The organism is Chthonobacter rhizosphaerae (assembly GCF_013839525.1).
Taxonomy (GTDB): domain Bacteria; phylum Pseudomonadota; class Alphaproteobacteria; order Rhizobiales; family Pleomorphomonadaceae; genus Chthonobacter; species Chthonobacter rhizosphaerae.
Window position 1 is genome coordinate 1 of sequence record NZ_JACDIS010000003.1, and the last position, 21,825, is coordinate 21,825.

At 68.4% G+C, this 21,825-nt stretch carries 19 protein-coding genes and 1 pseudogene; 13 read left to right on the forward strand and 7 right to left on the reverse strand.

Annotation, left to right across the window (positions count from 1 at the left end; translation table 11 throughout):
• Positions 1-142: pseudogene (locus HND91_RS22625) on the forward strand (UDP-glucuronate 5-epimerase); the annotation flags it as partial.
• A gap of 10 nt (positions 143-152) precedes the next feature.
• Here HND91_RS22625 and HND91_RS06290 read toward each other — a convergent pair.
• Positions 153-425: a hypothetical protein gene (locus HND91_RS06290; protein WP_181705704.1), complete on the reverse strand. Its 273-nt coding sequence runs from the start codon at positions 423-425 to the stop codon at positions 153-155.
• 128 nt (positions 426-553) lie between these two features.
• The gene (gene cysQ, locus HND91_RS06295; protein ID WP_181705705.1) at positions 554-1,369 is read right to left on the reverse strand and encodes a 3'(2'),5'-bisphosphate nucleotidase CysQ; all 816 of its coding nucleotides are present in this window, start codon (positions 1,367-1,369) and stop codon (positions 554-556) included.
• Between the two features lie 288 nt (positions 1,370-1,657).
• On the opposite strand from cysQ, the gene HND91_RS06300 reads away from it, so the two are divergent.
• Both HND91_RS06300 and HND91_RS06305 read left to right on the forward strand, forming a co-directional pair.
• Positions 1,658-3,178: a phosphomannomutase/phosphoglucomutase gene (locus HND91_RS06300; RefSeq protein ID WP_181705706.1), complete on the forward strand. Its 1,521-nt coding sequence runs from the start codon at positions 1,658-1,660 to the stop codon at positions 3,176-3,178.
• Between the two features lie 96 nt (positions 3,179-3,274).
• Positions 3,275-4,696, forward strand: coding sequence for a mannose-1-phosphate guanylyltransferase/mannose-6-phosphate isomerase (locus HND91_RS06305; protein ID WP_181705707.1), 1,422 nt, complete (start codon positions 3,275-3,277; stop codon positions 4,694-4,696).
• A gap of 54 nt (positions 4,697-4,750) precedes the next feature.
• Here the strand turns inward: HND91_RS06305 and HND91_RS06310 are convergent, their stop codons facing one another.
• A complete protein-coding gene (locus HND91_RS06310; protein WP_181705708.1) occupies positions 4,751-5,038 on the reverse strand; it encodes a hypothetical protein in 288 nt (95 codons plus the stop codon).
• Positions 5,039-5,446: 408 nt separating this feature from the next.
• Between HND91_RS06310 and HND91_RS06315 the strand changes: the two genes are divergently transcribed.
• From HND91_RS06315 to HND91_RS06330, 4 genes are all read left to right on the forward strand, one after another.
• Positions 5,447-6,217 carry a metallophosphoesterase family protein gene (locus tag HND91_RS06315; protein ID WP_181705709.1) on the forward strand — a complete coding sequence of 257 codons (771 nt, stop codon included), beginning with the start codon at positions 5,447-5,449 and terminating at the stop codon, positions 6,215-6,217.
• 249 nt (positions 6,218-6,466) lie between these two features.
• The gene (locus HND91_RS06320) at positions 6,467-6,760 is read left to right on the forward strand and encodes a hypothetical protein (RefSeq protein ID WP_181705710.1); all 294 of its coding nucleotides are present in this window, start codon (positions 6,467-6,469) and stop codon (positions 6,758-6,760) included.
• Between the two features lie 161 nt (positions 6,761-6,921).
• The gene (locus HND91_RS06325; RefSeq protein WP_181705711.1) at positions 6,922-7,140 is read left to right on the forward strand and encodes a hypothetical protein; all 219 of its coding nucleotides are present in this window, start codon (positions 6,922-6,924) and stop codon (positions 7,138-7,140) included.
• A gap of 392 nt (positions 7,141-7,532) precedes the next feature.
• Entirely contained in the window at positions 7,533-8,606 is a 1,074-nt protein-coding gene (locus HND91_RS06330; protein WP_181705712.1) for an NAD-dependent epimerase/dehydratase family protein, read from the forward strand.
• 76 nt (positions 8,607-8,682) lie between these two features.
• Here the strand turns inward: HND91_RS06330 and HND91_RS06335 are convergent, their stop codons facing one another.
• On the reverse strand, positions 8,683-9,672 hold the full coding sequence (locus HND91_RS06335) for a UDP-glucuronic acid decarboxylase family protein (RefSeq protein WP_181705713.1): 990 nt from the start codon (positions 9,670-9,672) through the stop codon (positions 8,683-8,685).
• 433 nt (positions 9,673-10,105) lie between these two features.
• Between HND91_RS06335 and rfbC the strand changes: the two genes are divergently transcribed.
• The 3 genes from rfbC to rfbF all read left to right on the forward strand — a co-directional run bounded on the left by rfbC (position 10,106) and on the right by rfbF (position 12,862).
• Positions 10,106-10,672 carry a dTDP-4-dehydrorhamnose 3,5-epimerase gene (gene rfbC / locus HND91_RS06340; RefSeq protein WP_181705714.1) on the forward strand — a complete coding sequence of 189 codons (567 nt, stop codon included), beginning with the start codon at positions 10,106-10,108 and terminating at the stop codon, positions 10,670-10,672.
• 78 nt (positions 10,673-10,750) lie between these two features.
• Entirely contained in the window at positions 10,751-12,049 is a 1,299-nt protein-coding gene (locus HND91_RS06345; protein ID WP_181705715.1) for an NAD(P)H-dependent oxidoreductase, read from the forward strand.
• Positions 12,050-12,085: 36 nt separating this feature from the next.
• Positions 12,086-12,862: a glucose-1-phosphate cytidylyltransferase gene (rfbF, locus tag HND91_RS06350; protein ID WP_181705716.1), complete on the forward strand. Its 777-nt coding sequence runs from the start codon at positions 12,086-12,088 to the stop codon at positions 12,860-12,862.
• A gap of 145 nt (positions 12,863-13,007) precedes the next feature.
• Here the strand turns inward: rfbF and HND91_RS06355 are convergent, their stop codons facing one another.
• Positions 13,008-13,988 carry an NAD-dependent epimerase/dehydratase family protein gene (locus HND91_RS06355; RefSeq protein ID WP_181705717.1) on the reverse strand — a complete coding sequence of 327 codons (981 nt, stop codon included), beginning with the start codon at positions 13,986-13,988 and terminating at the stop codon, positions 13,008-13,010.
• Between the two features lie 676 nt (positions 13,989-14,664).
• Between HND91_RS06355 and HND91_RS06360 the strand changes: the two genes are divergently transcribed.
• The 3 genes from HND91_RS06360 to HND91_RS06370 all read left to right on the forward strand — a co-directional run bounded on the left by HND91_RS06360 (position 14,665) and on the right by HND91_RS06370 (position 18,121).
• Positions 14,665-15,501, forward strand: a complete 837-nt coding sequence (locus tag HND91_RS06360; RefSeq protein ID WP_181705718.1) for a metallophosphoesterase family protein — start codon at positions 14,665-14,667, stop codon at positions 15,499-15,501.
• Between the two features lie 292 nt (positions 15,502-15,793).
• On the forward strand, positions 15,794-16,822 hold the full coding sequence (locus tag HND91_RS06365; protein ID WP_181705719.1) for a glycosyltransferase family A protein: 1,029 nt from the start codon (positions 15,794-15,796) through the stop codon (positions 16,820-16,822).
• Between the two features lie 192 nt (positions 16,823-17,014).
• Positions 17,015-18,121 (forward strand): NAD(P)/FAD-dependent oxidoreductase, encoded by a 1,107-nt coding sequence (locus tag HND91_RS06370; RefSeq protein ID WP_181705720.1) that lies wholly within the window; start codon positions 17,015-17,017, stop codon positions 18,119-18,121.
• 182 nt (positions 18,122-18,303) lie between these two features.
• Here the strand turns inward: HND91_RS06370 and HND91_RS06375 are convergent, their stop codons facing one another.
• Positions 18,304-19,512 carry a polysaccharide biosynthesis/export family protein gene (locus HND91_RS06375; RefSeq protein ID WP_181705721.1) on the reverse strand — a complete coding sequence of 403 codons (1,209 nt, stop codon included), beginning with the start codon at positions 19,510-19,512 and terminating at the stop codon, positions 18,304-18,306.
• A gap of 604 nt (positions 19,513-20,116) precedes the next feature.
• Positions 20,117-21,559: a hypothetical protein gene (locus tag HND91_RS06380; protein ID WP_181705722.1), complete on the reverse strand. Its 1,443-nt coding sequence runs from the start codon at positions 21,557-21,559 to the stop codon at positions 20,117-20,119.
• Positions 21,560-21,825 lie beyond the last annotated feature (266 nt).

Genomic DNA, 21,825 nt, shown 5'->3' on the forward strand with positions numbered 1-21,825 from the left:
GCCCATGCAGCCCGGCGACGTGCCGCGCACCTTCGCGAGCGCCGACCTCCTGCAGGCCCTCACCGGCTTCACGCCGAAGACGCCGCTCGCCGACGGCGTGCGCGCCTTCGTGGCCTGGTACCGGGACCAGGGCGCGCGCTGAGGCACCGACGTCAGATCGACAGGAGCACGATCGGCCGTTCGACCTTCGCCGCGGTGCGGCCGGGCGGCAGCACGGGTCCTGGCAGCGTGCCGGTCGGGTGATCGGGCACGCAGGTGCGCCCGGCGCCGTCCTGCGGCATCGGAACGCGAGGCTTGCCGAGACCGGCGACCACCGACTTCGGGACGTTCATGTTGAACGCGAGGGCGTCCCCCAGAGGGGCGGGGGCCATGAGGGCGAAGGCAACCAGGGCGATGGGCATGCGCTTGGCCAACGTCGTCTCCATGATCCTGACCGTGACGAACCATGATGTAGCAGGTCCGCCCTAACGGACCGGCTCAAGCGCGGGGCAGATTTCAAATCGAAATGAGGCGGCGCCGGCAACGGCTCGGAAACCATGGGCCGGCGACGCCGTCAGGCGGTGGCGGAGAGCGCCACGACGACGAGGTCCGGATCGCCGACGGCCAGGAAATAGGGGTTGGCGAAATCCACGTCGCCGGCCTGCCGGCGCTTGCCGTAGGCGAGCGGCCGGCCGTCGAACGTCACGACGGCCCCGCCCGCGGCGCGCAGGACCGCGTCGCCGGCTGCGGTGTCCCACTCCATGGTGCGGCCGTGGCGCGGATAAAGGTCCGCCTTGCCCTCGGCCACGAGGCAGAACTTCAGCGACGAGCCGGTGGACACGAACTCGGCCACCGGCAGGGGCGCGAGGAAGGTCGCGGTCTCGGGCGAGCCGTGGGACCGGCTGCCGATGGCCGTGAGGCCGGCCGCCGGGCGCGGCCGGACGGCGATCGGCTCGAACGAGGACCGCACCCCGCCCGTCACCGTGGCGGCGAACGCCCCCTCGCCTTTCGCGCCGACGTAGAGGCGGCCGAGCGCGGGGGCGTAGACGACGCCGGCCACCGGCGCGCCGCCCTCCACGAGGGCGATGTTGACGGTGAACTCGCCATTGCGGGACACGAACTCGCGCGTGCCGTCGAGCGGATCGACCAGGATGAAGCGATCGGCGATCTCGGCCTGGCGGCCGGCGGCGCTCTCCTCCTCGGCGATCACCGGGATGCCCGGGGCGATCCGGCGAAGACCTTCCAGAATCACCGCCTCGGCCCGCTGGTCGGCTTCCGTCACCGGCGAGGCGTCCGCCTTGGTGGCGACCGCGAAGTCGCCGGAATAGATGTCGAGGATGACGGCGCCGGCCTTGATGGCGAGGTCGGCGAGAGCTTCCAGTTGGATCATCGAAAGGGCTCTGCGGTGGTGGGGTCCGGCGGCTGCGGCCGCCACGACCTTGCAGTAAACGACTCTTGCCCGGACGGGAAGGGTGGCTTAGAACAGCAGCAAAGATTTCGACGTATTGATCCGCCGGACCGGCCGGCACGGCCCTGGTCATCACGCCGACGCACAGTATCGTTTATTATAAGATGGTTTATGGGTCGCCCAATCACGGCCCGACCACAGATGACCGGATCGGCCGGACGCCGAATAGTTCGGTTTCTCTGACAGCCAAACGCCGCACAAGGACTTCCCATGTTTCCGAAGCCACGGCCGGACGTAGTGCCGAACAGTCTCGCGTTCGAAACAAGCCCTCTCGTCAAGCCAACGGGCTTCCGTGAATACGACGCGCGGTGGTGGTTCGGGCATCCGGGCTCGACGAAGCCGCCCGAGTTGAACCTCATGGGCGTGCAGGCGCTGGGCCTCGGCCTCGGCACCCTGCTCCACGAGCTCGGAAAGCCGCTCGAGGTGGTGACCGGGCACGATTTCCGCGGCTACTCCATGGGGATCAAGATCGCCCTGGCGCAGGGCCTGATGGCGGCCGGGTGCACGGTGCACGACATCGGGCTCGCCCTGTCGCCGATGGCGTATTTCGCGCAGTTCGCGCTGGACGTGCCGGCGGTCGCCATGGTGACGGCCTCCCACAACGACAACGGCTGGACCGGCGTGAAGATGGGCTGCGACCGGCCGGTGACGTTCGGGCCGGAGGAGATGGGCCGGCTGCGGGACATCGTGCTGTCTGGCGCCTTCCGCACCGCGCCCGGCGGCCAGTACCGGTTCGTGGAGAATTTCGCCGACCGGTACCTGGACGATCTGGCGGAAGGCCGGCGGATCAAGCGGCCGCTGAAGGCGGTGGTCGCCTGCGGCAACGGCACGGCGGGCGCCTTCGCGCCGGCGCTCCTGGAGCGGATCGGCGTGGAGGTGATCCCGCTCGACTGCGACCTCGACCACACCTTCCCGAACTACAACCCCAACCCGGAGGACATGGAGATGCTCCACGCCCTTTCGGCCAAGGTGAAGGAGACGGGCGCGGACGTGGGGCTCGGGTTCGACGGCGACGGCGACCGGTGCGGCGTGGTGGATGACGAGGGCAACGAGATCTTCGCCGACAAGATCGGCGTGATGCTGGCGCGCGACCTCTCGTCGGTCCATCCGCAGGCGAACTTCGTGGTGGACGTGAAGTCCACCGGCCTCTTCCACGCGGACCCGGTGCTGAAGGAACGGGGCATCGCGACGGACTATTGGAAGACCGGGCACAGCTACATCAAGCGGCGCGTCCGCGACCTCAACGCCCTCGCGGGGTTCGAGAAGTCCGGCCACTTCTTCTTCAACGCCCCGGTCGGCCGCGGCTATGACGACGGCCTGGTGACGGCGATCGCCGTGCTGGAGATGATGGACCGCAACCCCGCCTCCACCATGGCGGACCTCTACCGCGCCCTGCCGAAGACCTGGGGCTCGCCGACCATGTCGCCGCACTGCGCCGACGAGGTGAAGTACGACGTGGTGGACCGGGTGGTGAAGCGCTTCACGGCCCTGAAGGACGCGGGCGAGCGCCTCGCCGGCCACGAGATCGTGGATCTGGTGACGGTGAACGGCATCCGGGTGACGACCGGCGACGGCACCTGGGGCCTGGTGCGCGCCTCCTCCAACAAGCCGGAACTGGTGGTGGTGGTGGAGAGCCCCGTCTCGGAGGCCCGGCTGCACGAGATGTTCCGCGCCGTGGACGGCGTGCTGCGCGAGAACCCGGAAGTGGGCGCCTACAACCAGACCATCTGACGGGGGATCGAGGCGCCGGGCCGGGCAGGCCCCGCGCCCGTCCGCGCCGAAGAAGGCGCGGGCCGCCGCCTTCGAAAACCGAGACGAGTGCAGACGATGTCAAACGCGAAGATCGTGCCGGTGATCCTGGCGGGCGGGTCCGGGACCCGGCTCTGGCCGGTGTCGCGCGACAGCTTCCCGAAGCAGTTCCAGCCGCTGGTGGGCAAGCTCAGCACCTACCAGCAGACGCTGAAGCGGGTGTCGGAGCCGAGCCTGTTCGCCGACCCGGTGGTGGTGACGGGCGACGCGTTCCGCTTCTTCACGCAGCGGCAGGCGCGCGACGTGGGGTCCAGCGCCACGGTGGTGCTGGAGCCCGCGCGACGGGATTCGGCGGCCGCGATGGCGGCGGCGGCGGTGTTCGTGGAGCGGCGGTCGCCGGGCTCGCTGGTGCTGGCGCTTGCCGCCGACCACGTGATCCTCGACGACGGCGTGTTCCAGGACGCCATCCGGCTCGGCGCCAAGGCGGCTTCGGCCGGCAAGATCGTGGTGTTCGGGCTGGTGCCGAACGAGCCGAAGACGAGCTACGGCTACATCCGCCCGGGCGCGCCGATCGACGGCGAGGCGGACCTGCGGCTGGTGGACGCCTTCGTGGAGAAGCCGAACGCTTCCACGGCCCTGGAGTACCTGGAGGCGGGCTATCTCTGGAATTCGGGCAACTTCCTGTTCCGGTCGGACGTGATGATCCGCGAGTTCCGGGCGTTCGCGCCGGACATCCTGGAGGCGGCGGAAGCCTCGGTCGCGTCGGCCGAGCAGGACCTCGGCTTCGTGCGCCTCGGCGTGGAGGCGTTCCAGACGGCGCGCAAGACCTCGATCGACTATGCGGTGATCGAGAAGACCCGCGACATCGCGGTCGTCTACGGTCGGTTCCGCTGGTCCGACGTGGGCGCCTGGGACGCGATCTGGCAGGTGTCGGAGCAGGACGCGGACGGGAACGCCATCCACGGCAACGGCTACGCCCGGGGCTCGCGCAACTGCCTGATCCATTCGGACGGGATCCTGACCACCGTGGTCGGGGCCGAGGACCTGCTGGTCATCGCCACCGCGGACGCCGTGATGGTGGCGCCGAAGGACCGGGCGCAGGACGTGAAGACGCTGGTGGATTCGCTGAAGGCCGAGGGCGTCGACCAGGTGAGTTCGCACCGGCGCGACTACCGGCCCTGGGGCTATGTGGAGGCGATCGACGAGGGCTCGCGCTTCGCGGTGAAGCGCATCGTGGTGGACCCGGACGGGACCCTGTCGCTGCAGCGGCATCACCACCGGGCGGAGCACTGGGTGGTGGTGCGCGGCACCGCGACCGTGACCATCGACGGCGAGGAACGGCTGCTGACGGAGAACCAGAGCCTCTACCTGCCGGTCGGCTCGGTCCACCGGCTGTCCAACAAGGGGCGGATCCCCCTGGAGCTGATCGAGGTGCAGACCGGGTCGTATCTCAACGACGACGACATCGAGCGGTTCGACGACGTCTATCGCCGGGTCTGACCGGCGGTCGGCCCGTCCGCCCGGACGACCAGCACCGAACCATCGGCGCCGGCGTCAGCAGCGGGGCGAGTTCTGCACCACGTTCCGGTCGCGGATGTTCGGCTGGGAGCCGCAGGGCTGCTGCTGCTGCTGCTGGGTGCCGCCGGTATAGCGGCCGATCTCGGCGTCACGGTGCACGTTGCCGGGCCGCAGACCCTCGCGGCGGTCCTTGCGGATGGTGGTCCGCTCGTCCGGACAGGGACGGGACTTGTCGCGGCACTCGGTGGCCGCCGCCGGCGACCAGACGGCCAGGACGACCGGGACCGCGAAGGCGACGAACAGGCAGAACAGAAGAAAACGCATGATGCTCTCCGACGGGACGGCACGCTCGAAGGCGCCGCCGTGCCCGCCCCTCAGATGGCCGTTCCGGCCGTCGATGGCAAGTCGAGGATCGGCGCCACGCCCGAGGACATGGCCTCAGGCGGCAAGCCGGGCCTTTGCGGGTCAACGGGCGGTGACCGGAATGGTTGCGGAGACGACGATCGGGTGCGACGGACGACATCGGATGCGGACGGGGGGCTTGGGTCCGGAGCTTGCATAACTATTTATTAAAAACGCATATGTCTGCTCATTGCTCGTTCACCGGTTTCAGCGAATGGCCTCGGGCCATGCGGCCGGATGATGCCGCGTTTCATCAGGAATTCGGCATCTAACGGTTAGATCGACGAGGTTTCTTCGTTTCGTGATTGTTTTCAAGGTTCAGCGTTCGCGATGCTCACGACCCTGATGCGCCGCCTGTCCAGCCCGCCCGCCGCGCCGCCGCGCCGGCGTCGCCGGCTGTCGATCAATGCGCCCTACCCCGTGATCTACGCGATCGGGGACGTGCACGGCTGCCTTCGGGAACTGCGCGCCCTGGAAGAGCGCATCATGGCGGACGCGGCCGGACGGCCGGGCCCGAAGCTCGTCGTCATGCTGGGCGACTACGTGGACCGGGGTCCCCAGTCGGCGCAGGTGATCGAGCACCTGCTGGCCCCCATGCGGCCGCCGTTCACGCGGGTGTGCCTCTGCGGCAACCACGACGAGTTCATGCTCCGCTTCCTGGACGATCCCCAGCGCAACATGGGCTGGCTCGGCATCGGCGGGAAGGAGACCCTGCTCTCCTACGGGATCGACCCGGACATGATGCTGGACCCGTCCGCGGCGCCGGATCTCGCCGCGCTGGTGCGCTCGCGGGTGCCGGAGGACCACGTGGCCTTCCTGCGCTCCCTGCCCGTGCTCCTGGAAGGCCCGGGCATCCTGTTCGTGCATGCGGGCGTGCGCCCGGAGGTGCCGCTGGCCGAGCAGACCGACGACGACCTGATGCTGATCCGGGAGCCCTTCCTGACCCACGGCCCCGGCCTGCCCTATCTGGTGGTGCACGGCCATTCGCCGGAGGTGGAGCCGACGGTCGGGCGGCTGCGGGTCGGCATCGACACCGGGGCCTTCCGGACCGGGCGCCTCTCGGCCGTGCGCTGGGACGGGCAGGTGACCATCCTGCGCTGAGCGTTTCGGGGCCGCCGCACGGCCCCCTGAGAGGTGGCCGGTGCCGACGCGGAAGGCCGGATCCCGCGCTGTTTATCTTAAAAGCGTGTTATTTCCGGCCCGACTTTCTCGCCTACCGAGTTTCATGTAGGGATTACGATGGAAGCGGACGAAAGGATCGGACGGGTCGCCAGCCGCGTTCAGGGTTCATCTTTCGGGACCGCCACATCAGCCGCCGTCAGTCTGAGACAGTTCGGAGAGCGAGGAACCATGGAAGAACGTAACCCACGTCTCGACAGCCGCATGGAGCCGGTCGACGCGAGGCTGGAAAAGCTGATCGACGAGGTCCATGCCCTGCGGGTCGATGTGGCGCAGATCCGTGGTGCGGTGGGCAAGTACGCGACGGCGGAATCCGTCGGCTATCTGAAGGGACGGGTGGACCGCCTGCCGACGCTGGGCGGCGTCGCCATGCTGGCCGTGGGCTTCCTCGTGCTGCTGGTGGCCGCCATGCACTATGACGACATCATCGCCCTCATCCAGCCGGCGAGCGCCGTCACGCCCTGACACCGGACCGAAGGCTCCGCCGACCTCGGGCGGCGGGCCGGGCGGGTCGTTTCGCGCCGAACCGGACGGGGCGCCGCGCCACCGGGCGGGTGCGGCTTTTTCTCGCTATTGCGAAACATTTTGCTGCAGTGCACATTCGGATCCTCGAGAGGGGTCCAGCCATGCGCTTCAGTCGTGACATGCTCACCGTGGAGGAGCAGCGGGCGCTCAGTCTGGTGGCGGACGGAGCCCAGCTGGCGGCGACCGCCCCGGAGGCATTGCGCCTCGTTGGGCTCGGCCTGATCGCCCCGGACGGGCGGCGGCTCCGGCTGACGCCGCTCGGGCTCGCGCTCGCGACCGAACGGACCGCCCCGGACGTGCCGCGCCGGCCGACGGCCTGAGCCTTAACCACGGTTCCAGGATCCGGTGGACGCCCGACAGGGCGGCGGAGCGCCGTCGCGCGCCCATGCCTACCCCGACCGCACCAGGGGCGGCAGCCCGGAAAGGCCGGATTTCCGAGCCTTTTCGGCAAGCTCAGGCGTGGGCCGGGCGATAGTTTACGAAAACCGAACTTAGTCCGCGAGGCTGATTGACGCTTCGATGCCTAACTCTGAATATGTGAGTTGTAGATGGTGTCGACGAGACCGGCCGCCCGCCCCACCTGTGGCTCGGAGCGCATGAGGCGCCTCGCTGAAGCCGACGGCTCGGGTCTTTCGACAAATATTTTCATCCGCCTGGACCGGTTCGGCCCGGCGGGCGTTCGGTTCAACGTTAAACAGCTCGAGTTTCAGCAATGAAAATTGTGATCACCGGCAATATGGGCTACGTCGGACCCGTTCTCGTCCGGCACCTGCGTTCGAAATTCCCGACCGCCACGCTCGTGGGCATCGATTCCGGCCTGTTCGGCCACTGCCTCACCGGCACGGGCCTGCCCGAGGTGCTGCTGGACCAGCAGATCTACGCCGACGTCCGCGACGTCACCCCGGACATGCTGGCCGGCGCCGACGCGGTGGTGCTTCTCGCCGCCGTCTCCAACGACCCGATCGGGAACCGTTTCGAGACGGTGACCGAGGCGATCAACGAGCAGGCGAGCGCCAATATCGCCGCCATGGCCCAAGCGGCCGGCGTGAAGCGCCTTGTGTTCGCGTCCAGCTGCTCGATCTACGGCGCCACCGAGGGCGGCGCCCGGACCGAGAGCGATCCGCTCAACCCGCTGACCGCCTACGCCCGCTCCAAGGTGGCCACCGAGAAGGCGCTCGAGGCGCTGCCGCGCACCGGCATGGTGTCGACCGCGCTCCGGTTCGCGACCGCCTGCGGCTTCTCCGACCGCATCCGCCTGGATCTGGTGCTGAACGACTTCGTGGCGGCGGCGCTCGTCTCCAAGCGCATCTCCGTGCTGAGCGACGGCACGCCCTGGCGGCCGCTGATCCACGTGAAGGACATGGCCCGCGCCATCGAGTGGGCGATCACCCGCGACCCGTCGGTCGGCGGCGAGTACCTGGCGGTCAATGTCGGGTCGGAGCCGTGGAACTACCAGATCCGCGATCTCGCCCTGGCGGTGGCCGAGGCGGTGCCGGGCACGGACGTGAGCTTCAACCCGAACGCCCAGCCGGACAAGCGCTCCTACCGGGTGGACTTCTCGCTCTATCGCCAGCTCGCCCCGGCGCACCAGCCGCAGGTGACCCTGCCGATGGCCGTGAAGGAGATCTACGACGGCCTGCAGGCCTATGGCCTCGACGATCCGGACTTCCGCAACTCCCGCCTGATCCGCCTGAAGGTGATCGAGAAGGGCATGGAAGCCGGCCGACTGGGCGAGGACCTGCGCTGGAGCCACCAGCAGGCGGCCCCGGTGGACGCCGCGGCCTGACGGCCGCCCTCCCCCGACGCGTTTCGGACGGCCGGTTGCCAGCAACCGGCCGTTTCCGTTTTCTCCGCCGCGCGGGTCAGCGGGCGGCGCCGGTCCGGCTGGCGGACAGGAGGTCGTCGAAGTAGGCGATCGTGCGCGCCAGCCCCTCGCGGAGCGGCACCTGGGGCTCCCAGCCGAGGCGCGAGCGGGCCTCGGCGATGTCCGGGCGGCGCTGCTTCGGGTCGTCCTGCGGCAGCGGCCGGTATGTGATGGCCGAGCGGGAGCCGGTGAGCTCGACCACCAGGCCGGCGAGCTCGCGAATGGTGAACTCCACCGGGTTGCCGAGATTGATCGGGCCGGTGACGGACGCGTCGGTGCGGATCATGGCCATCAGGCCGTCGACGAGGTCGTCCACGAAGCAGAAGGACCGGGTCTGGCTGCCGTCGCCATAGAGGGTGATCTCCTGGCCGAGCAGCGCCTGGACGATGAAGTTGGACACCACGCGCCCGTCCTCCGGGTGCATGCGCGGCCCGTAGGTGTTGAAGATCCGGACGACCTTGATGCCGACCGCGTGCTGGCGGTGGTAGTCGAAGAACAGCGTCTCGGCGCAGCGCTTGCCCTCGTCGTAGCAGGAGCGCGGCCCGATGGGGTTCACGTTGCCCCAGTAGCTCTCGGTCTGGGGGTGGACGGCGGGGTCGCCGTAGACCTCCGACGTGGAAGCCTGAAGCACCGGAACACGCAGGCGCTTGGCGAGGCCCAGCATGTTGATGGCGCCGATGACGCTGGTCTTCGTGGTCTGGACCGGATCGAACTGGTAATGGATGGGCGAGGCCGGACAGGCCATGTTGAAGATGGCGTCGCATTCCACATAGAGCGGGAAGGTGACGTCGTGGCGGAGCAGCTCGAATCGGCGCTCGCCGAGCAGGTGCTCGATGTTGCGCCGGGTGCCCGTGTAGAAATTGTCCACGCAGAGCACCTCGTGCCCCTCGGCAAGCAGCCTGTCGCAGAGGTGCGAGCCGATGAAGCCGGCGCCGCCGGTCACGAGATAGCGCTTCGGCAAGAAGCCGCTGGTGTTGATGAATGGCATCCGGTCGCCCCCTCCCCGACGCGGGCGTCTTCAGCGCCCCGCGGCGCCCCCGGCCGGTGAGTCGCCCGGCGCGCATGGCGTTGTTTGCATCTTTATCGGGGGCGAGCGGGTTGTCGAGGCCGCCGGCCGTGATCTCGGCACGGGCAGCGCGGCTGTGGCGTCCGCGCCGCGCCGGGGCCGGACGCTTGGGAGTGTCAGCGCAGGATAATCGGCCAAATCTGCAGATCGACTGCCAACAAGCCCAGGCCGCCTACGTGGTAGACGAGCAGTCTTGAAGAGGTTCGCGGCCGACAACACTCACCCGTGAGCAGACGGGCGCGTCAACCTTAACAAGAGACGGCTTTAATAGAAGATATATTCACAATTGACAATTTGGCTATGTAAGAGCCATCTGGATGTACATTGCATTGTGGTACTTCAGCGAGTTCCGTGAATGATCTTCCATGAAACGCCCCTCGCCGACGCACGCGTGATCGAACTGGAGAAGCGTGGCGACAATCGAGGGTTCTTCGCGCGGTTCTTCTGCGAGAACGAGTTCGCGGAAGCCGGCCTGGAGACCAGGTTCAAGCAGATCAACAATTCCCTCAGCGCCCGGACGGGCACCCTGCGGGGCATGCACTACCAGCTGACGCCGTCGGCCGAGGTGAAGGTGGTGCGCTGCATCCGGGGCGCGCTCTGGGACTGCATCATCGACCTGAGGGAAGGCTCGCCGACGTTCGGCAAGTGGCACGGGGTGGAACTGACGGCGGAGAACCGCCTGGCCTTCTACGTGCCGCGCGGCTTCGCCCACGGGTTCGTGACCCTGACCGAGGACACCGAGGCGCTCTACCTCGTGAGCGACCTCTACGCGCCCGACCGGGAGCGGGGCGTGCGCTGGAACGACCCGGCGTTCGGGATCGAATGGCCGGTGGAGCCGACGGAAATCTCTCCGAAGGACGCCGCCTGGCGCGATTTCGATCCGGAGTGGCACGGCTCGGCCGTTCTGGCCGGCCAGAAGTAGACCTCCGCGCACGGTCCGCGGCGCCGCGCGGATCCTGCGCCGTCCATTGCGACCCAAGTTTTTTCCGAAGAGGCCAACATGATCATCGTGGATACAGCGATCGCCAAGCGGATGGCGACCGGCAAGCCCATTCTCGTCGGCGTCTATGGCATCGGCTTCATGGGCCGCGGCATGGTGGTCCACTCCGAGCGCCACCTGCCGGTGCTGCGCTTCGTGGCCATCTGCAACCGCAACGTCCAGCGCGCGATCGACGCGCTGGTGGCGGCGGGAGTGGACCGGGACGACATCGTGGAGGTGGACACCGACGCCGCGATGGCGGACGCCATCGCCAGCGGCAAGCGCGCGGTGACCGCCAATCCGGACCTGATCGCCCGCTCTGAGGGCATCGAGATAGTGGTGGAGACCACCGGCGCGGTGGAGTACGGCGCCCACGTGACGCTCGCGTGCATCAACCACGGCAAGGACGTGGTGTCGTTCAACGTGGAGCTCGACGCCACCGTCGGCCCGCTTCTGAAGAAGAAGGCGGACGACGCGGGCGTGATCCTCACCGGCGTCGACGGCGACCAGCCGGGCGTGACCATGAACCTCGTCCGCTACGCCCGGACCATGGGGCTGCGGCCGCTGATCTGCGGCAACATCAAGGGCCTGCAGGACCGCAAGCGCAACCCGACCACCCAGGCCGAGTTCGCCAGGAAGTGGAACCAGACCCCGGCGATGGTGACGAGCTTCGCCGATGGCACCAAGATGATGGCCGAGCAGGCCATCGTCGCCAACGCGGTGGGCCTCAGGGTGCCCCAGCGCGGGCTGATCGGCCGCGACCACCAGGGCCACGTGGACGAGCTCGTCGACTTCTACGACTACGAGCAGGTGAAGTCGCTCGGCGGCATCGTGGACTATGTGGTGGGCGCCAAGCCGAGCCCCGGCGTCTACGTGATCTGCGACGCCCCGGACGACCACGCCCGCTTCTTCCTGGACCTCGGCAAGCTGGGCAAGGGGCCGCTCTACAGCCTCTACACCCCGTGGCACCTGATCACCCTGGAGTTCGGCATCTCGGTCTGCCGCGTGGCGCTCCTGCGCGACGTGGTGATCGCCCCGAAGGGCGCCCCGATGGTGGACGTGGTGACCAACGCCAAGATCGACCTGAAGGCTGGCGACACCCTCGACGGCATCGGCTGGTACATGACCTACGGCGTGGCGGAGAACTACGACACGGGCCGGCGCGAACGCCTGCTGCCGATCGGCCTCGCCGAGGGGTGCCGCCTGAAGCGCGACATCCCGGCCGACCAGACGATCACCTATGACGACGTGGAGCTGCCGACCGGCACGCTCGTGCACCGTCTGCGCGCGGAACAGGACGCCCTGTTCCCGGTGACCTGATCCTTTTCAAGACCCTCGACGAGAGGACGCATATCCATGAAGGCAGTCATTTTCGCCGGCGGCTTCGGCTCGCGACTCAGCGAGGAAACGACGCTCCGCCCCAAGCCCATGGTCGAGGTCGGCGGACGGCCGATCATCTGGCACATCATGAAGATCTACGAGCACTACGGCATCAACGAGTTCGTGGTGCTGGGCGGCTACAAGGTCGATTTCATCAAGAACTATTTCCTGAACTATCACGACCAGTCGAGCGACTTCACCATCGATCTCGCCTCCGGCAAGATCCGCTGGCAGTACAGCCGGACTGAGAACTGGTCGGTGACGGTTCTCGACACGGGCCTCGAGACGATGACCGCCGGGCGCCTGAAGCGCGCCCGCAGGGTGATCGGCGACGAGCGCTTCCTGCTCACCTACGGCGACGGCGTCTCGGACGTGAACATCCGCGAGGCGATCGCCCAGCACGAGCGCTCGGGCAACTGGGTGACGCTGACGGCCGTCAGCCAGCCGGGCCGCTACGGCGCCCTCGGGCTGACCGAAGACATGACCCAGGTGCGCGCGTTCCGCGAGAAGGCGGCCGGCGACGGCGGCCTGATCAACGGCGGCTTCTTTGTGGTGGAGCCGCAGGTGTTCGACCTGATCGACGGCGACGAGAGCGTGTGGGAAGAGGAGCCCATGGAGCGGGTGATCGAGCGCGGCAAGCTCGGCGCCTACTGGCACCGGGGCTACTGGCAGAGCATGGACTCCGTGCGCGACAAGATGGTGCTGGAGAAGCAGTGGGAGAGCGGCAACGCCCCCTGGAAGCTCTGGGACTGACCCGGACGCGCGGTGGACGATGAAACGAGGCCCGGGGCGATGCTCCGGGCCTTTTTCGTTGGGGCGGGTGCTGGAGGTCCGGTGACGGGGTTCGCGGGGCATGGAGCCGCGGGGCGGTTGGCCCCGCGGCGTCAGCGACCTGCGATCACTCGAAGTCTTCGCCCTTGGAGGTGTCCTTCCAGCGGGCGAGAGAGCCTTCCAGGGTGTAGCGGTAGGGAAACCCGTGCTTCTTCAGCTCGTTCGGAAGCACGTTGGTGCTCTGGTAGAGCTTCATCACCCGCGCGCGGTTGATCGACGACTTCTTGAGGCCGAGCGCGTTCAGCACCTCCATGCCGAAGCCGGCGAGGAGCATGACGGAGATCGGCACCGTGGTGGTCACCGGCTTGTAGCCGGCCACCTTGGAGAAGGCGCGGCAGATGTCCTCGGACGTGAAGCGCTCCTGGTGGGCGAAGTTGTAGGTGATCTCCGGCAGGCCCCGGTCGCGCATGTAGGCCATGGAGGCGACGAGATCCTCCACGTAGCCGCACGACTTGATGGTGTCGCGGCGCCCCGGATAGACGAACCGGCCGGCGCGCATGAGCCGGGCGAGGCGGGTGAAGTTGCCCCGCTCGGTGCGGCCGTAGATGACGGCCGGGCGCACCACCACGAGCCGGCGCTCCGCCGGGCGCTCGGCGCGCCAGAGCCGGTGGACGCCCTCGGCCAGCAGCTTGGAGCGGCCGTAGGCGGATTCCGGCTTCAGTTCGGAGGCTTCGTCCTTCGGCTCCTCGGACGGGCCGTAGACGGAGATGGAACTGGTGAACACGATCGTGCCGGTGCCCTTCTCGGAGGCGAACCGGCAGACGTTCGTGGCGCCGTGCAGGTTGGTCCAGTAGTACTCCCAGTCCTCGTGCCCGGGCGTCGTGTGCACGGCGGCGAAGTTGTAGATCTCGGTGGGGGCGAAATCGACCAGATCGGCCGGGATCGGCTTGCGCACGTCGCAGGTGACGTACTCGACGCCGTCCACCCCGAAGCGCGGGGCCGTGATGTCGGCCGAGACGAGCCGCGAATAGGAGCCGCTCGCCGCAAGAGCCGCCAAGAGATGGGAGCCGATAAAGCCGGCGCCACCGAACACTATGGCTGTCGTCATCCAAAAACCCTTCGTGCGCGGCCTGACCGCAGGCCTTGACCTGCCGTGACCGCCTGTCCTGGTCCGCCGCGCAATATAGCGCCGAGGCGCGGACAATGAGATTAACGCATGAGCGGTGCGTCAGGAGGAAGCGAGGCTTATCCTTATGATTTCATGTTCGACCTGTACGTATCCAGTCATCTCGGCAACCGGCTTCTGTTTAGGTTAACGGGCGGGTCGCCCGGATCGGCGGAAACAATGCTTGCCGGACCCATCACGTTCTTCATAGCACTCCCTGTCCCGACGGCACGGCGCGAGTCGGGCCCGCCGGCATGGCGGCCGAGTCCGGCGTCGGTGGCGAAAGGCCGGGTTCTTCGATGTAAACGACCATGGAGCAGGAAAAAATCCAGGGCCGGTCACGCCTTCGAGAGCGGCGCGCCCATGCCGGGGCGGCGCTCGCGTCGTCGATGGGCGGAGCCGGTCTGGTGCGGAGCGGACCGGAGCGACGTGCCGGGGGCTGGTTAACCAATTCGAAAGATAGAATTCCTGCAGCCGTCGAAGTCATCGACCGCATGGACTACCTTTCAGGGTGTAATGGCCCGCTCCCGGTCGGAGCGCCGAAGACCTGAGGACCGTCAACGCAGTCGCGTCGTGGCTGTGCGTACCCGTTGTTTTGCGTGGGTCTGAGGTACAAGCGATGCGTAAGCTTCTCAGCTGGCTGAGCCGCTGGTCGGATCAGGGCCCGGAACCTGTGCAGCCGGTGGAGCGCTACCACACGACGATCGAGGCGGAGGACGCGCTGGTCTATGCCGTCGGCGACGTGCACGGCTGTCTGGCCGAGCTGATGCGTCTGGAGACCCTCATCGCCGAGGACGCCAAGAGCCACGCCGGCCCCAAGTACATCGTTATGACCGGGGACTATGTGGATCGCGGGCCGAACTCGGCCGGCGTGATCGAATATCTGCTCGGCCCGCCGCCGGCGGGCTTCCAGCGGATCTGCCTCGCCGGCAATCACGACGCCAGCATGCTGAACTTCCTGACGGACCGGCGCGGGGACCCGACCTGGATCCGGATCGGCGGGGCCGAGACCCTGCGCTCCTACGGCCTTGAGTCGCCGCGGACGGCGGGGGGCCGCTTCTACCTGCGCACCCTGGCCGAACTGGCGGCCGCCAAGGTGCCGCCGGAACACCGGCAGTTCCTGGAGGACCTGCGCTGGACCGCCCGGTTCGGCCGCTACCTGATCGTCCACGCGGGGATCCGGCCGGGTATCGGCCTCGCGGACCAGCGGCCCGTCGACCTCCTGTGGATCCGGGACGAGTTCATCCACTCGTCCGACCCGCTCGACTTCGTGGTGGTGCACGGGCATACGCCGGTGGACCAGCCGCTGCGGACGGATCGGCGGATCGCCATCGACACCGCCGCCTATGCGACCGGCCGGCTGACGGCCGTGAAGCTGCAGCCGGATCAGGTGTCCTTCCTGACCGCCACCGCCGGGATGTCGCCGTTTCCGAGCCTGCTCGCCGCCGGCCGCTGAGCGGACGGACCGCGCCCGCCGGACGACCGTGACCGCCCGAGGCACGCGCCTGGCCGCCGGCGAGCCCGGTTGTCAGCGCGGCCGGACATGATGTATCTGGAATTAACTCACTTTTCAGCCGCAGTCGCCGCACCGGATCCCGGTCCAGGTCGGAGCGTGGTGCTGGTGCCACGCACGGCCGGAATCGGCCGTTTCACGCCCCCGGTCGCGGGGCGAGCCCACAAAAGATCGGTATTTCCGTATAGATCTTCCATGGGGTGAACAGCGGCAGGCGGGTCCGGAGGCTTGGTGGATGGTCATTGGGGACGGCACTTACCCGCTTGTTGCAGTGGTCACTCCGGTCCGCAACGGCGCGCCGCATCTGGCCGAGACACTGGAGTCCGTTCAGGCGCAGGACTATCCGTCCCTCCTCCACGTGCTGCTGGACAACGCCAGCACGGACGAGACGGCGGGCATCCTGAAGGCCTTCGGCAAGCGGGCGGTGCCCTTGGCGGTGTGGCGCAACCGCGAACCGCTGAGCCGCCCGGCCAACTGGGAGACGGCCATCCACCAGATCCCGCCGGAGACGGCCTATTTCCGGCTCCTCGCCGCCGGCGACCGGATGCGGCCTGACGCCATCAGCCGCATGGTGGCGGTGGCCGAGGCGAGCCCCAACGTGGGGGCCGTGGGGGCGCTGGCGGCCGGTTCGGGCGGGTCGGTGCCGGACTACCGGCTGCTGCCGACGGACCGGGCCGTGTTCTCCGGCCACGACATCGCCGCGGGCCTCTTCCGCGACGAGGTCTATCCGGTATGGGTCCGGCACGTGCTGGTGCGCGCCACCCTCCTCCACCACCGCGCGCCCTATTACGCCCAGCACCTGGAGCACCTGGACCTCGACAGCTTCTTCTCGCTGATGTGCGTGAGCGACTTCGGCTTCGTGCACGAGGTGCTGGGCTGGGACCGGGCGCTTCTCACGAAGCCGCGCCCGGACGTCTACGATCCGGACCTGGCGCCCGAATGGATGCAGGCGCTGAACCGCTACGGCCCGGTGTGCTTCACGCCGGACGAGTTCGACGCCGTCCTGCAACGCTTCTACCGGCGCTACACGGATGCTCTCCTCACCTGGCGCTACACGGGCCGGATCGACGCGGAGGTCTTCCGCATGCACGTGGAGGGCCTCGCCGAACGCGGTCACGCGCCGACCTTCGGCCGCACGGTGGCGGCGATGCTGAAGGCGGTGCCCCGGTCGCTGCGGCTGAGGCGGTCGCGGACCGGCGGCAAGAAGCGGCTGAGGATCGACCGGACGCCGCATACGGCCCAGACCGATCCGGCCGGCGCCTGACCGGGCGCGGAAGGGTTCGTGCGATCGGCCGGGCGCGTTCCGGAACATGTCGGGTGACGGAGCGCGCTCCGCCGGGCGAGTCGCGTCGGCAGGTCAGGACTTGTTCAGAGGCGGTTTCTATACTGAAAGCTGATTGCATGCCGGCGCGCGAACCGCCCGCCGGCCCTTCCATTCCGCATGCAGGTGCCACCGATGGCCGAAGTTGAGTGCATTGTCGTGGGCGCGGGGATCGTCGGCCTGGCGGTCGCCCGCACGTTGGCGATCAAGGGCCACGAGGTCGTGGTCCTGGAGGCCGAGAGCGCGATCGGGACCCACACGTCGTCCCGCAATTCCGAGGTGATCCACGCCGGCATCTACTATCCGGCGGGATCGCTGAAGGCGGAGCTGTGCGTGAAGGGCCGGGACATGCTCTACGCCTACGCGGAGGCGCACGGCATCAAGCACAAGCGCTGCGGCAAGCTGATCGTGGCGACCACCGAGGAGCAGGAACCAGGGCTTCAAGGGATTCTCCAGGCGGGCCTCACCAACGGGGTTTCGGACCTGGCGCCGATTCCGCTGGCGCTCGCCCGGGAGATGGAGCCGGAGGTGCGCTGCGTGGCCGCGCTCCACTCGCCGTCGACGGGCATCATCGACAGCCACGGGCTGATGCTCGCCTACCAGGGCGACGCGGAGGACCACGGCGCCATGGTGGCCTTCCACACCCCGATCGTCCGCGCGGAGGTGACCGCGGACGGATTTCGGGTCACCACCGGCGGCGAGACGCCGACCACCTTCTCGTGCCGCATGCTGATCAACGCGGCGGGCCTGACGGCGCCGGACGTCGCCCGGATGATCGACGGCTACGACCATGACCTCGCGCCCCGCGCCTACTACGCCCGCGGGGTCTACTTCACGCTGATCGGCGCGACGCCGTTCCGCCGGCTGGTCTACCCGATCCCGGAGCGGGCCGGCCTCGGCATCCACGTGACGCTGGACCTCGGCGGCCGGGCGCGGTTCGGGCCGGACGTGGAGTGGATCGACAGCATCGACTACCGCTTCGACGAGAGCCGCGCAGCCCGCTTCTACGAGGCGATCCGCAGCTACTGGCCGGGCCTGAAGGACGGCCAGCTGTCGCCCGGATACACGGGCATCCGGCCGAAGATCAGCGGTCCGGCCGATCCGGCGGCGGACTTCCTGATCCAGGGGCCGGACCGGCACGGCGTGCCGGGGCTGGTGCACCTGTTCGGCATCGAATCGCCGGGGCTCACGTCCTCGCTGGCGCTCGCCGAATCGGTGGCGGGGAGCCTCGACGGGGCGTGACGGGCCGGAACGCCCTCCCCTTTCGGACCTGAGCCTGACAGGACGGCGCCGGAAACGGCGCCGTTTCCCGTTCGGCCGCGGGCTCTCCAAGGGCTGCCGGGTCGTCCGCGCCGGCGCAAAGAAAAACCGCCCCCGGGTCGGACCCGGAGGCGGCTCGCATGGGCTGGTCGGATGTCGGACGATCAGTCGCCGATGGCGCGGATCGCGTTCCGGGCGTCGTTGATGTCCTGCGGCACGCCGGAGGCGGTCGTGGACACGTTGTTGACGATGGTGAGGAACTTCGTCAGTTCCACCGACTCCGCGTTCGACACGTAGATCAGGTCGCTGTCCTGCATCGGGAAGCGCTGGACCGCGAAGAAGGCCGAAGGGTCGCGCAGGTTGGCGCGGAAGACCACCGGGATCTGGTCGTCGTGGAACTTCGTCACGTCGCCGCCGTACTGGGCGACCTCGCGGCGCGGCACCAGGCGATAGAGGAGAACCTCGGCCGGATCGGCCTGGTTGTCCAGGAGACCGCCGGCCTTGCCGAGCGCCTCGCCGAGGGTGAGGTCGGACTCCTCGAAGTCGAAGCGGCCGGACACGCCGGTGGCGCCGAAGGCGAGGTAGGTGCGGCGCTCACGGTCGACGTAGATGGTGTCGCCCGGCAGAACGTAGATGTTCTCGTTGGCGTTGTTGACCACGTCGTCGAACAGCACGGTGGCGGTGCGGCCGCGGCGCTCGAGGGTGATGTAGGTCTCGATGCCCGGGGTCGACAGACCGCCGGCGCGCGAGATGACGTCGAGGAGACGCTCGCCCGCCGGGTTCAGCTCCAGCTTCGCCGGGGAGTTCACGTCGCCGAGCACGGCCACTTCGGCCGAGCGGCTCTGCTCCACGGTGATGAGCACCTGCGGCTCGATCGCGCGGTTGGCGAGGGTGTTCTCGATGTCGGTCTGGACGGTCGCGACGGTGCGCCCGGCGGCCGGGACGCGGCCCGCGTACGGAACCGTGATGGTGCCGGTGCTGTCGACGCGCTGGCTGGGCAGGGTGATGAAGTTGCCCGGACGGCTGCCGGCGTCGGCCGGAATGAAGAGACCGCCGGACCCGGCTTCGAAGATCGACACCTGGACGATGTCGCCCACGCCGAGCGGCAGCGCCGGGGCGCTTCCGCGACCCATGCCGAAGCCGTCGGCGAGCGACGACTTGGTGGCGGCGGTCACATAGGGAAGAACCGACTTGTTGATGTCGACGAGAACGTAATCGATCCCGACCTTGTTGCCCGGCGTGGTGACACGCTGGGAGGCGCCTTTTTCGACGGCCTGATGGGCCGGACCGGACCGGGGGAGCGTCGAACACCCACCGATAGCCAGAGCGAGCGCCACACCGGACACCCGGACGAGATCTTTCCTGAACCGCATACCCCACCCATCCTCTGGATCGACTGCGTTGATTTATACAGCATAGGCTAACCTACGCCATTTGTTCGGGCACCCATCGATAGGTGACAGAACATTTAAGTCTCATGTGTTGCCGATCGGCAACGTCCGACCCGGAACTTTGTGGACAACGAACCTTATCCGCGCCTCCGGCGCCACTGATCTGTCGCGGCGCAAAGTAAACCAAGATCAGCCTTCGATGACCACTGAATCGACTGGTCGTTAACTCCTTTGCATCATTAGCCTATACGAGACTAAAAATGTGTTTATCGCCGTTTACGACGATGCCGCCCCGTGGCGCAAGCCGATTCATTCCGGCCATCCACCCCCACGGTCGGTGTGATGCACGCAAGTCACGCACTTTGCAGAAGTTTTGACGTTTTGGCTCCAGACTTCCCGCAGTTCTCTGCAGCCTTGAATCGGCGCGGCCGTGCACTATCGGCGTGCAGAACGCTCTCGGCGAACAGGCGGCGGCCGGAGCTTTCGTGACGCGGGCGACGTTTTCCGGACGAGTGTTGCGGCGACGACACGGGGTGCGTAGGTGGGAGCGTCGCCCGGCCCATGGCAGGCGACGCTTCGCGCCCGGTCATCCGTCCTGCCGGTCGGCGGCCGCGGTGGCGCGCTGGTCGATGGCGAGGGCCGTGCTGGTGCCGAGGACCACCGCGAGGAGAAGGATCACGGCCGGCGTGTCCAGCGGAAAGCGCAGGAGCGACTGCGCCCCTGCAAGGCCGAGGCAGCCGAGCCCGAGCATGGACGCCCAGTTGTGGCGATGGCGGCGGCGGCAAGCAGCGATGAAGTTGCCCGCGAGCGCCAGGCCGCCGAGGGTGAGGAGGATCGGGAACACGACGCCGACGGCCAGGAAGCCTGCCACGACGGTGCCATCCGCTCGCGCCCAGGCGTCGTTCTCGACGCAGGCCGGATCCCGGTAGGGGATGGAGCCCTCGGCCAGCCCGTCGATGCCGAGACCGAACACCCAGTGGTCGCGGAGGGCCTGGATGACCCCGCCCACGTTGCAGAGACCGCTCTCCCCGGTAAGGGCCGCGAGGTCCGCCGAGGTCGCCGCCAGGTAGCCGCCCACCAGGATGGCGGCGGACAGGACGACGTAGACCGCGACGAGGGCCGCGCGGGGCGTCCGCGACGGGGTCACCTCCCCGGGCCGGCGGCTGGCGATGACGCCGACGATCACGAAGACCGTCAGGCCGACCGCGGTGGCGATCCAGCCGTTCAGGGAGCCGGTCATCAGGAGGGCGATCAGCGTCAGCCCCAGCATGCCGAGATAGATGAAGGCCCGCCGTTCCCGCTTGCGCAGGGGGCGCCAGGGGTCGAAGGCGCGGGCGATGGTGTCGAGCCACTCGAAGCCGTACATGGACCGGGCGATCTGGCCGGCCTGCGCCAGCATGGTGAGCCCGAGGAAGGTGGCGGCCGCGTCGGCGTCGCCGAACAGCTCCGGCAGGGTGCGGAACTGGAGCGCCCAGTCTCCGGCGCCGATGGCCGGCGGCAGGAAGCGGCGCTGCAGGAGCGCGTAGACGGCCAGCGCCGCGCCGAGGAGAGCCAGGAAGACGGCGACCTTCTTGGCCGTCTCGTCGTTGCGGCCGACGGAGACGGCGGCGATGAAGAGGAGGAAAGGCGCGGTGAGCAGGCACACGAGGGCGATGGCGTCCCCCGTCGGCCGGACCGGCCACGTGGGCGCCGGCGCCAAGCCGCCGGTGAGACCACGCACAAGGCCGTTGTCCAGGAGGTCCGCCGGGATCAGGCGGGTCTGCCACAGGATGTAGAGGGCGAAGACGGCTGCGAGCGTCACCGCCAGCCGGCTGATGGCCCGGGCGCCCGGGTGCTCCCGAAGGAGCACCATCACGCCCGCCGCGAAGACGATGATGGCGGCGGCGAGGGCCTCGATGCCCCACGGATGGACCGCGCCGAGCGGCAGGATGCCCGCCGCGACGAAACCCACGAGAGCGGCGGCCAGGGCGGTCTGGCCGACGTCCGAACGGGACGGCTCCGACCGGTCGGCCGAGGGGAGTTTGATCATCGTGCGGTCGCTCACGGTTGACGGAAATCCCTGACTTGCGTGGCCGCGGCCGGCAAGAGCCGGGCACGAAGCCGCCCCCGGCCGGTACACTGGTCGGCCACACTTAATAAGCGCTTGATAAACGCCGGAGCGTGCCCCACCGGTCCCGCCGGCTTCCCCAGAAATCTTATGGTGGGCGCCAAATCTATAAACGGGCGGACACCCTCTTTCGACCCTCCCCGGCCATCGCCTCCAGGCGGGTGCACTGCGGCAGAACGGACTTATAC